This is a genomic window from Micromonospora sp. NPDC051296 (genome assembly GCF_040682255.1).
In the GTDB taxonomy this organism is placed as follows: domain Bacteria; phylum Actinomycetota; class Actinomycetes; order Mycobacteriales; family Micromonosporaceae; genus Micromonospora; species Micromonospora craterilacus.
In genome coordinates this window covers 1-10,632 of record NZ_JBFBAO010000250.1, presented here as the reverse complement: position 1 = coordinate 10,632, position 10,632 = coordinate 1, and the positions used below count along the sequence as shown (strand labels likewise).

Below are 10,632 nucleotides of genomic sequence, written 5' to 3'. Positions count from 1 at the left end.
CTTGGTCGCCGCCCTGCTCGTCAACGCCGTCGGGTTGCTGCTCGGGCTGGCCTCCTGGCGGGCGCTCTTCGTCGACCTCGGGGCGCCGGTCGACCGGTGGACCGCGTACCGGCTGTTCTTCGTGGGGTTCCTGGCCAAGTTCGTCCCCGGCCGCTTCGTCGCCCTGCCGGTGCTGCTGCGGATGGGCAAGGAGATCGAGGTGGGGCCGGTCCGGCTGGCCGGGGTGTTCCTGCTGAGCTGGGCGGTGGTGGCGATGACCGGGATGACGGTCGCGCTGGCGGCCGGGCCGGCGCTGCTGTCGGGCGCCACCTGGTGGCTGCTGCTCGCCACGGTCCCGCTGGTCGTGCTCGTGGTCCGCCCGGATCTGCTCAACCGTGGGCTCGCCGTGGCGGCCCGGCTGCTGCGCCGCCCGCCACCGCAGGTCGTCGCCTCCCCGTCCGGCCTGCGTCGGGCCGTCGCCGCGCAGTCACTGTCCTGGTTCGTCTCCGGGCATCACCTGTGGCTGCTCGCGGTGGCCGCCGGCGCACCGCCCGTACGGTCGTACCTGATCTGCGTGGCGGGGTTCGCCGCCGCCACCGTCGCCGGCCTGGCCGTGGTGGTCGCCCCGGACGGACTGGGGGTACGCGAGGCGGTGTTGATGCTCGGGCTGGCCACCGTGCTGCCGGTGGCCGTGGCCACACCGGTGGTGCTGATCAGTCGGCTGGTCTGCGCGCTCAGCGAGGTGGCCGTCGGTGGGGGAGGGCTGCTGCTGGCCCAGTACATGCACCGGCGTCGGCTCCGGCTCGGCCGGCACGTCGACGCCGGGGCGCAGCAGAGTCCGGTCGAGCGGCCGACACCGGTCGGCTGACCGGGGCACCGCGAGCGTTTCCAGCTGCCGGATTGGACGTCGGCGGAGAAGGGTCGGTGACATCGTGTGGAAAATGAGGATGATCGCAGGGCGGATCGGTGCACCGGTCCGGGCACTGGTGCGGCGCAGCCCACGGCTGAACGCGGCGCTCTGGGACACCCAGTACGCGCTGGGTCTCTGGGGCTACCTCGACGAGGCGGGCGACGGCGCCGGGCCGCTGTCACTGATCGAGACGTGGGCGCCGCACCCGACGATCCTCGACCTTGGCTGCGGCACCAGCGCCAACCTCTCGTTTCCTCGCGGCCGGTACCGGCACTACCACGGCGTGGACATCAGCCGACGGGCGATCGAGACGGCCCGCTCGCTCAACCGAGCGGACGCGTCGTACGCGGTGGCCGACATCCGGGCGTACGTCCCACCGGACCGGTACGACGCCGTCCTGCTACGCGAGGTCATCTACTACCTCTCCGTGGCGGAGGCGGCCGACCTGCTGCGCCGGTTGCCGGGGCTGCTCACCTCGCGGGGCAGGATTCTCGTGCAGATCTACGACGTGCAGCGGTCCCGGCAGTTCGTGGAGGTGATCCGGGACTGCGGGCTCGACGTCACCACCTGGCTGCCGCCGGACGCGGGCGACGGCGCGCCCGATGCCTTCTTCGTCCTCACCCCCGCCGCGGTCGCGGAGTCCTGACCGTCGCTCAGACGGGGACGCGCCGCTCCCACCACGGCCACACGGTCACCGGCTCGCTGCGCAGCAGCCGGCGATGCAGATCCTGGAGCCGGTGTCCCGGTTCCACCCCGAGCCGGTCGGCCAGGGTGGTCCGGGCGTCCTGGAAGGCGGTGAGCGCCTCCGCCCGCCGGGAGGTCTGCCCGAGCGCGATGAGCAGCAGCTCCCACAGCCGTTCCCGCATCGGGTGCTCGGCCAGCATCCAACGCAGTTCGGCGACGACGTTCTCGATGTCACCGAGCAGGAGCCGGACGCCGGTCACCTCTTCCAGCACGTCCTGGCGCAGCTCGGCCAGTCGGATCCGTTCGGCCTCGGCCAGCGGGCCGGTGGCCTCGTGCAGCGCCCGACCGGACCAACGGGCGAGGCCCCGCTGGAAAAGGTAGAGCGACCGGGGCAGGTCCGCCTGGGAGCGGGCGGCGCGGGCGCTGCGCACGTCCTGCTCGAAGCGGATGGTGTCCACCGCGTCGGCCGGGATGTCGAGGGTGTAGCCCGGTCGGGTGGAGCGGAGCACCCGGGCCAGGGCCGGTCGATGGCCCGGCGGTTCGAGCGCCCGCCGCAGTCGGCCGATGTAGGTGTGCACCATGTTCTCCACCGAGTCGGGGCGCCGGCCGACCCAGATCGCCTCGACGATCTGGGCGACGGACATCACCATGCCGCTCCGCATCGCCAGTACCGCGAGGACCTCCCGTTGCCGGGGGGTGCCCAGATACAGCAGGGTGTCTCCCCGGCGGGCCCGCACCGGCCCCAGGAGCAGTATGGACAGTTCATCGTGCGACATCAGGTGTCTCCCACCCAGCTCAGCCGGGGTGTCACGGCCCGGCTCGGCACTTCTCGATGGCTCTGTCCGGGCACCGGAGACCCACGGCGTCGTGGGCGGGCCGGTACGGCCGGTGGATCGACGGGTTGACGTGTGGTCGGTGGCTTCCCGCTCGGGACTGCCTTCGCGGCTGCCACGTCCGCTACCGCTGATCCGGGACGGTGACGAAGCGAAGCCCGCGGTCGGTCAGCCTCGGGAGCACCTCGGCCAGGGCCGCGATGGTCTGCGACCGGTCACCGCCGCCGTCGTGGCAGAGCATGATCTGCCCGGGCCGGGTGCGCGACAGTGTCCGGACGATCCGGGCGACACCCGGACTGCGCCAGTCGCTGGGGTTCACCGTCCAGTCGACCGGGGCGAGGCCGAGGTCGGCGGTGGTCCGCAGGACTGCCGGTGACCAGTTGCCGCCGGGCGCGCGGAACAGTCGCGGCGTGACCGCGGTGGCGTCCTCGATCTCCCGCTGGGCGTGCGCGATCTCCGCCCGGATCTCGGGCCGGGTGAGCGCGGCGAACGGCTGCGGGTGCGACATCGAGTGGTTCCCGATCAGATGACCGGCGGCCAGCACCTGACGGGCCAGGTCCGGGTATTCCCGTACCCGGTCACCGACGAGGAAGAACGTGGCCCGCACGCCGTGCCGGTCGAGCAGGTCGAGCAGGGGAGGCGTCCATCTCGGGTGCGGGCCGTCGTCGACGGTGAGCGCGACCTCCTCGCCGACCACGCCGAAGGCCGGCCAGTGTGCGTTGCCGAGCGTGGGACGGCGGCGCAGCAACTGCCGGCCACGGTAGGCGAAGAGCAGATAGTGCAGCACCTGTGCGTGCAGCTGCCAGCAGAGCCGGGTGACGGGTCCCCGACGGCCGCTCATCGGGACGTCTTCGCAGCGGTCGCCCGGGTCGGTCCGAAATCGCGGTCGGCGAGATGACGCAACCCGCCCACGACGGCGCCGGTGACGACGGCGAGTTGGACCAGCAGATGCACGGCGAAGAAGAAGGGTGTGAACGCGGGCCCGCGCTGACGCAGGACGAACCGCAGCAGCCCGGGTTCGGCGGCCATGAACAGCACGAAGAACGACAGGGACAGCACCGGCCAGCCACCGGTGAACAGTGCCGACGGCAGGGCTGCCGGCACCATCGTCGCGGTGAGCAGGCCCGCCGCGGTGTTGGCGCGGATGCCGGCCGGCCCCCGTTCGGCCAGGGCCACCGGAATCAGCAGCTGCGAGCGGCGGAACTGTTTGCGGAGCAGTGCGCCGAGCCGGCTGTCGTCGTCGTGCCGGCAGACCACCGTGTCGGTCAGGACGATGCCGTACCGGTCGCCCATCCGGTCGCCGAGTTCCACGTCCTCGGAGGCGCGCAGCTTCTCGTCGAAGAGGCCGACCGAGGTGAAGACCTCACGCCGGATGAGGCAGATCGCGAAGAGGGTGGTGCGTACCCGCCCGACGTTGCGCAGCCGCCAGTAGTGCCCGTGCAGCAGCCGGTACGCCTCGACGGGGCCGTCGTCGATCAGTGGTTCGAGCGCGTAGATGCCGTGTACGCAGGCGACGTCCGGCTGGTCGCGGAGGATGGCGAGGGCGTTGCCCAGAGCGTCCGGTTCCGGTGCGCAGTCGGAGTCGAGGAAGAAGAGCAGCTCGCCGGTGCTGGCCAGGATGCCGCGGTTGCGGGCGGCGGCGGGCCCGGCGTTCTGGTCGGTGACCAGCAGTCGGCACGGGAACCGCTGGGCGATCGCGCGGGTGTCGTCGGTGCTGGCGTCGTCGACGACGATGACCTCGGTCACCGGGTGTCGTTGCCGGTGGATCGCCTCAAGGCACGCACCCAGGGTCTTCGCGCTGTTGTGGGTGGGAACGATGACCGACACCGTCGGCGGCATGACGAGCACCTCAAAGGGGTGGTGGATAATGTGCGGAGGAATTGACCGGCGGCAATTGTGTTGCGCCTCGACCAAGTTATCGAGCGGCAACCCCGCCCCGCAAGGGTTGCCTTGCGTAGTCAAGGTTGCATCCAGCGGCGGTTCAGGAAAGATCGCGGGGCAATAGATAGCGTCGCGACATGCCCAATCTCGTCAGTGTCGAGGAATGCGAGCGGTTCACCGTTCGTGAGGTGCACGACCTCTATCGGCAGTACGTGAACGCGAGCCAGGTCAATCTGATGACGTCGTTCGGGTTCGGCCGGGAATTGGTGGAGAGCGCCGAGGGGGCCTACCTGACCTTGCGTGACGGCCGGCGCGTCCTCGACCTCACCGGCGGGGTGGGGGTGCTCAACCACGGCCACAACCACCCACGGATCGTGGCGGCCCGGCAGCGGTTCGCCGAGCGCCGGCGGATGGAAGTGCACAAGACGTACTTTTCGCCCTATCTTGCGGCGCTCGGCCACAACCTGGCGCAGCTGCTGCCCGGCGACCTCTCCATGTCGTTCCTCCCCAACTCCGGTGCCGAGGCGGTGGAGGGCGCCGTGAAGCTCGCGTACAAGTACCACGGCGGTCGACGCGGGACCATCCTGCGCGCGGACTGTGGTTTCCACGGAAAGTTGCTCGGTTCCGGCGGACTCACCGGACAGCCGCACTTCAACTTTCCGACAATTCCGGGAATCGTCCCATTCACGTATGGGGATCTGGATTCCGTGCGGTCGGCTATCGCGCAGCACGCCGGCGACGTCTATGCCCTCATCGTCGAACCGTTCAGCGCCTCCACCATTCAGTGGTGCGACGAAGATTTCCTTCGTGGCGTACGCGAACTGTGCGACCGGCACGACATCGTGCTCATCTTCGACGAGATCTACACCGGCTGGGGCAAGACGGGCAGCCTCTTCTACTTCATGCGCTACCCCGATCTGATACCGGACGTGCTCACCACGAGCAAATCCTTCGGCGGCGGCAAGTCGTCCATATCGGCCTTCGTCGCCCGCAAGCCGGTGTTCCGCAGGGCGTACGACAACCTCACCGACGCGCTGCTGCAGAGCACCAGCACCACCTACTACGGCATGGGCGAGGAGTGCGTCACCGCCATCGAGGCGATCAACATCGTGGTGGAGGACGACTACCCGGCGCGGGCGCGCGAGCTGGAGCGCGTCCTCGAACCCGCACTCAACCGGCTGGCCAAGGAACACCCGGAGGCGGTCGGCCGGGTGGCGGGTGCCGGGGCGCTCTGGGGCGTGCACATCGACGGCGGACCAAAGATCCTCGACCTGGTGGCCCGCCTCGCCCCGGCGGGCATGGCCCGCGACCCCCGGTTCAAGGCGAAGCTGGTGACCTGCGCCGTCATCAACGCGCTCTACCGGGACCACGACATCTTCACCTACTACACGCTCAACGGCCTCAACCCGCTGATCATCGGTCCGTCCCTGGTCACCGACCCGGCCGACGCGCAACGCGCCGTCGACGCTCTCGACAAGGTGCTCGGCCAGGGACTGACCCGGCTGGTGACCCGGTTCGTCACGCAGAAGGTCGGGTCACTGTGGTGATCGCCATCACCGGCGCCGCCGGCATGCTCGGCTCCCGGCTCGCCGAACGCCTCACCGCCGACGGCCACCAGGTCCGCGGCGTCGACCTGCGCGCCGAGACCACGGTCACCCACGTCGGGGACATCCGCGACCCCGGCCTGCTGGACCGGGCCTTCGCCGGCGCCAGCGTCGTGATCCACTGCGCGGCGGCGCTACCCAGCTACCCGGCCGACCAGATCCGGTCGATCATCGTCGACGGGACGCGCAGCGTGTTCGACGCCGCACGACGGGCCGGGGTGGCGCGAGTCCTGCACGTCTCCTCGACCGCCGTCTACGGGCTGCCGAAGCAGGTGCCCACCCCTGAGGAGCACCCGCGCGCGCCGGTCGACACCTATAGCGCGGCCAAGGCCGCCGCCGAGGAGATCGCCGAACGGCACCGGGCCGCCGGCCTGCCGGTGGCGGTGCTGCGCCCCAAGACCTTCCTCGGCCCCGGGCGGATGGGCCTGTTCGCCATGCTCTTCGAGTGGGCCGAGCAGGGCCGCAACTTTCCCGTCCTCGGGCGCGGCGACGTCCGGATCCAGATGTTCGCCGTGGACGACCTCGTGGACGCGGTGGTCACCGTCCTGCAGGCCGACGACGACGTCGCCAACGACACGTACAACCTCGCCGCCGACCGCTTCGGCACCCTCCGGGAGGACTTCCAGGCGGTCCTGGACGCCGCCGGCCACGGCCGACGGGTGGTCTCGCTGCCCGCCCGGCCGGCACTCGCCGCACTCAGCCTGCTGGAACGCAGCCGCCTCTCACCCGTCTACGGGCGACTGCTGCACAAGCTGATGGCCGACTCGTACGTCAGCATCGACAAGGCCCGGCACCGGTTGGGCTTCCACCCGAAGCTGTCCAACCAGGACGCCATCCTGCGTACCTACGAGTGGTGGCGGGCCGAGCGACACCACGACCAGCCGGCCCGCGACGGTCGGACCAGCCGTGATCCCTGGCGGCAGGGCGTCCTGGCCGCCGCGAAGATCTTCTTCTGAGGCCCCGATGACCGCTGCCGAGACCGTGGTGGAGCCGGTCGCCCCGGTCGCCCCCAAACGCGTCGCGCGTCTGCCCCTGCTGCCACGCCACCTCCTCGTCCTCGCCCGGCCGGGCCATGTCGTCAAGAACCTCCTGGCCGTCCCGCTCGCCCTGGTGGACACCCCGGTCTGGACCGCGACGACCCTGTGGCGGTGCGTCTGGGCGGCGGCCGCGTTCACGCTCGCGTCATCGGTGATCTATGTCGTCAACGACATCGGCGACCGTCACCTGGACCGGGCACACCCGGACAAGCGGCACCGGCCGATCGCCGCCGGACACGTCCCGGTCCCGGTGGCCTGGGGGTACGCGGTCCTGCTCGCCGCCCTGCTGGTCGCGCTCACCGTCGGCGGACCGGCGATGACCTGGTGGCCACTGATCGCCTACCTGGCCCTGAGCACCGCCTACAGCAGGTGGCTCAAGCACCTGCCGCTGCTGGACGTCTGCGTGGTCTCCGCCGGCTTCGTCCTGCGCGTTCTACAGGGCTACGCCGCCACCGACACGGTGCCCTCCAGCCTGCTGCTGACCGCCGTGTTCAGCGGCTGCCTGGTGCTCATCCTCGGCAAACGCCGGCACGAACTGGCGGCCCTGGGCGCCCCGCACCGACCCGCCCTGCACGGCTACAACCTGCTGCTCGCCGACCACCTGCTCGGCCTCACCACCTCCCTGGCCGGCACCACCTTCCTGCTGTACCTGCACATCGACGCGCCGATCGACGCCTACCCGCCGATCGTCCTGGCGCTCGTCGTACCGCTGGGGCTGCTGGCCGCGTTCCGGTACCTCCAGGCGGTGCTGGTGCTGCGCATCGGCGGCGACCCGATCCGGATCCTGCTGCGCGACCGGACGATCGTCGGGTGCGCCGTCCTGGTCGGGGTCATCCTGGCCGTGGCACAGATCAACGCCCGTTATCCACACCTGCTGACCTGGACGGACAAGTGAACCATTCCCTGGTGTCGGTCATCGTGCCGAACTACAACTATGCCCGCGCGCTGCACCTCTGCCTCGACTCGCTGCGGGCGCAGACGTATCCGCGGCTGGAGATCATCGTGGTGGACGACTGCAGCACCGACGACTCGGTCGCGGTCGCCGAGGCCCACGGGGCGCGGGTCGTGCGTACGCCGAGCAACAGCGGCCCCGCCGCGGCCCGCAACCTCGGCGCGGCGGTCGCCGAGGGCGAGATCCTCTTCTTCGTCGACTCCGACGTCGCGGCCCACCCCGACGCGGTCGCCAACGCGGTCGACCTGCTCACCGCCGACCCGTCGATCGGGGCGGTCTGCGGGAACTACGACCCGGTGCCGCTGATCCGGGACAGCCTGCTGGAGGAGTACCGCTGCCTCCAGCAGTCCTACTGGCTGATCGCCGACGAGGGCCGGATCATGACGCTCTACACCGCGCTGCTGGCCATCCCGGCCCGGGTCTTCCACGAGATCGGGCCCTTCAACCCCCGGCTGCGGGAGACCGAGAACGCCGACTACGGCATGCGGCTGGCGCAGCGCTACGAGATCCTGCTCTCCCCGAAGGTGCGCGGCGTGCACGACCACGACCACGAACTCGGGGTCCTGGTCCGCAAGGTGTTCACCCGCACGGCGCTACACATCCCGATGTACGCCCGCAAGCCGGAGTTTCCGGGCGGGCTCCGCAGCGGCCCGCGCGCCTGGGTCAGCATCGCCGCCCCGCTGGCCGTGCTCACCCTCGTGCTGCCGGTGCTGCTCGGCCCGGCCTACCTGCTGGTGCCGCAGGCCGCGCTCGCCGCCTTCGTCGCCGGTGACCTTCCGATGTACCGGTTCGTTCGGGCCGAACGCGGCTGGCTGTTTCTGGTCTACTTCATCGCGATGCACTTCTTCCTGAACCTGGTCATCGCGGTCGCCGCGGCCTCCGGCGTGGTCGCCTGGCTCGGCTCTCGCCGCTTCCGCCGGCTCTACGACCGTCCGGAGGTCGCGACCCGATGAACGCGCTTCCGCTGGTCTCGGTGATCGTGCCCAACTACAACTACGCCGAGTCCCTGGATCTCTGCCTGCGGTCCATCCTCGACCAGACCTACCCGAACATCGAGCTGCTGATGGTCGACGACTGCAGCACGGACCAGTCCGTCGCGGTGGCCGGCGCCCTCGGAGTCCGGGTGGTCAGCACCGGGGCGAACGGCGGCTGCGGCACCGCCCGCAACGTCGGCGCCGCACACACCCACGGCGAGCTGATCTGCTACGTCGACTCCGACCTGGCACTGGCACCGGACGCGATCGCCAACGCGGTGCGGATCCTCCAAGCGGCCCCCGCCGTCGGCGCGGTCTGCGGCATCCAGGACGCCGAGCCGCTGCTCCACGACACGCTGGTCTCCCGATACCGTGGCCTCCAATACCACTACTGGTCGATCAGCTCCGAAGGTGACATCTCGTTCCTCTTCCCGGCCGTGTGCGTGATCCGGCGGGCCGTGTACGACGAGATCGGGCCGTTCAACCCGGCCCTGCGCCAGACCGAGGAGGTCGACTACGGCTACCGGCTGAGCCGGCGGCACCGGATGCTGCTCACCTCCGAGGTACGCGGGCGTCACGACCACGACCACGAGCTGCGCGGGCTGCTGCGCAAACTGTTCCACCGGGGACGGCTGCGAATTCCCCTGTACGCGCGGGCCCGGCGATTCGGCAAGGGCTTCGAGACCGCCTCCCGTGCCTGGGGCAGTCTCGCCGCCTTCCTCAGCCTGCCGGCGCTGGCGGTGCCGTTCCTGTTGGGGCCCGGGGCGGCGGTCCTGCCGGCCACGTTGCTCGCCGCCTCACTGGCCTGTGACGCCGGGATGTACCGCTTCGTCCTGCGTCGCCACGGGCTGCTGTTCCTGTTCGGCTTCGCCGGCCTGCACTTCCTGGTCAACGTGACGATCACGGCCGGGGTGGCGACCGGCACGGCGCAGTGGCTGCTGTCCCGGCCCTTCCGGCAGCTGTACGACGCCTCGTTCCCGATCGACGGCAACCGCCAGTGGAAATCGGCGTGACGACAGCCGCCCCGACGGCCGGCACTGCCGCCGACCAGACGCCGCCCGCCCGCCCGGCACGGCGGCGCTGGCCGGCGGCGGTCCTGGTCGGCGTCGCGGCGCTCTGGCTCGCGTTCACCGCCGCGCACCTGGTGCTCAGCGGGCGCTGGTGGCTCTGGCTGGCGGTGGACACCGTGCCACCGCTGGCCTTCCTCCTCGTTCCCCTGGCGCTGGGCGTCGGCGCGGCGGTGAGCCGGCGGCGCCGCACCGTGGCGCTGCTCGCCGCCGCCGGGCTGCTGCTCGGCGCGGGACTGAGCGGCATGAATATCCGTTGGTGGCAGGGCGGGGACGGCGCGCCCCCGGTCGACGCCTTGCGCGTGTTCTCCTGGAACACCGGCTACTGGGACGAGGGGGGCGAGACCGAGGCGCTGTACCGGGTCCTGCGGGACGCCGACGCCGACGTCTACCTGTTGCAGGAGTACTGGTACGAACGGGGTCGGCCGACGGAGGCGACTCTCGACCGGCTGCGCGCCGAGTTTCCCGGGTACCAGGTGGTGGTCGTCGGCGAGCTGGTCACCCTCTCCCGCGTGCCGGTGCTGCGTCAGGTGCCGATGGAGCCGGTCGGCCTGCCGCCGACGGTCGCCGAGGCCGGCGACGAGTGGCGCTACAAGACCCTGCGTACCGACCTGGACGTGGTCGAAGCCGGTCCGGCCACCCGGATCACCGAGCTGCGGACCGCCGCGCGTACCGGCCGGCACTTCCTCCGGCTGCTCACCGCCCGGGGGC

10 protein-coding genes and 1 pseudogene are annotated in these 10,632 nt (G+C 71.0%); 8 read left to right on the top strand and 3 right to left on the bottom strand.

Annotated elements, in window-relative coordinates:
* The coding region (locus tag AB0M52_RS23445) for a lysylphosphatidylglycerol synthase domain-containing protein (protein ID WP_363957357.1) at positions 1–847 on the top strand (847 nt) is incomplete at its 5' end.
* A gap of 73 nt (positions 848–920) precedes the next feature.
* The gene (locus AB0M52_RS23440; RefSeq protein ID WP_363957354.1) at positions 921–1,535 is read left to right on the top strand and encodes a class I SAM-dependent methyltransferase; all 615 of its coding nucleotides are present in this window, start codon (positions 921–923) and stop codon (positions 1,533–1,535) included.
* Positions 1,536–1,542: 7 nt separating this feature from the next.
* Here AB0M52_RS23440 and AB0M52_RS23435 read toward each other — a convergent pair whose 3' ends face one another.
* The 3 genes from AB0M52_RS23435 to AB0M52_RS23425 all read right to left on the bottom strand — a co-directional run bounded on the left by AB0M52_RS23435 (position 1,543) and on the right by AB0M52_RS23425 (position 4,245).
* Positions 1,543–2,349, bottom strand: coding sequence for an AfsR/SARP family transcriptional regulator (locus AB0M52_RS23435; protein WP_363957351.1), 807 nt, complete (start codon positions 2,347–2,349; stop codon positions 1,543–1,545).
* Between the two features lie 181 nt (positions 2,350–2,530).
* Complete coding sequence (locus AB0M52_RS23430) at positions 2,531–3,247, bottom strand: polysaccharide deacetylase family protein (RefSeq protein WP_363957348.1); 717 nt, start codon at positions 3,245–3,247, stop codon at positions 2,531–2,533.
* On the bottom strand, positions 3,244–4,245 hold the full coding sequence (locus tag AB0M52_RS23425) for a glycosyltransferase family 2 protein (protein ID WP_363957345.1): 1,002 nt from the start codon (positions 4,243–4,245) through the stop codon (positions 3,244–3,246). The genes AB0M52_RS23430 and AB0M52_RS23425 overlap by 4 nt, the downstream gene beginning before the upstream one ends.
* Positions 4,246–4,523: 278 nt before the next feature.
* Between AB0M52_RS23425 and AB0M52_RS23420 the strand changes: the two genes are divergently transcribed.
* The 6 genes and pseudogenes from AB0M52_RS23420 to AB0M52_RS23395 form a co-directional block, all read left to right on the top strand.
* A complete protein-coding gene (locus AB0M52_RS23420; protein ID WP_363957360.1) occupies positions 4,524–5,834 on the top strand; it encodes an aspartate aminotransferase family protein in 1,311 nt (436 codons plus the stop codon).
* The gene (locus AB0M52_RS23415; RefSeq protein ID WP_363957342.1) at positions 5,828–6,847 is read left to right on the top strand and encodes an NAD-dependent epimerase/dehydratase family protein; all 1,020 of its coding nucleotides are present in this window, start codon (positions 5,828–5,830) and stop codon (positions 6,845–6,847) included. The genes AB0M52_RS23420 and AB0M52_RS23415 overlap by 7 nt, the downstream gene beginning before the upstream one ends.
* A 7-nt stretch (positions 6,848–6,854) precedes the next feature.
* On the top strand, positions 6,855–7,823 hold the full coding sequence (locus AB0M52_RS23410) for a UbiA prenyltransferase family protein (RefSeq protein WP_363957339.1): 969 nt from the start codon (positions 6,855–6,857) through the stop codon (positions 7,821–7,823).
* Positions 7,820–8,833: a glycosyltransferase gene (locus AB0M52_RS23405; RefSeq protein ID WP_363957336.1), complete on the top strand. Its 1,014-nt coding sequence runs from the start codon at positions 7,820–7,822 to the stop codon at positions 8,831–8,833. Before AB0M52_RS23410 ends, AB0M52_RS23405 begins: the two co-directional genes overlap by 4 nt.
* Entirely contained in the window at positions 8,830–9,867 is a 1,038-nt protein-coding gene (locus AB0M52_RS23400) for a glycosyltransferase family 2 protein (protein ID WP_363957333.1), read from the top strand. The genes AB0M52_RS23405 and AB0M52_RS23400 overlap by 4 nt, the downstream gene beginning before the upstream one ends.
* Positions 9,864–10,632: pseudogene (locus AB0M52_RS23395) on the top strand (hypothetical protein); the annotation flags it as partial. The gene AB0M52_RS23400 and the pseudogene AB0M52_RS23395, both read left to right, overlap by 4 nt.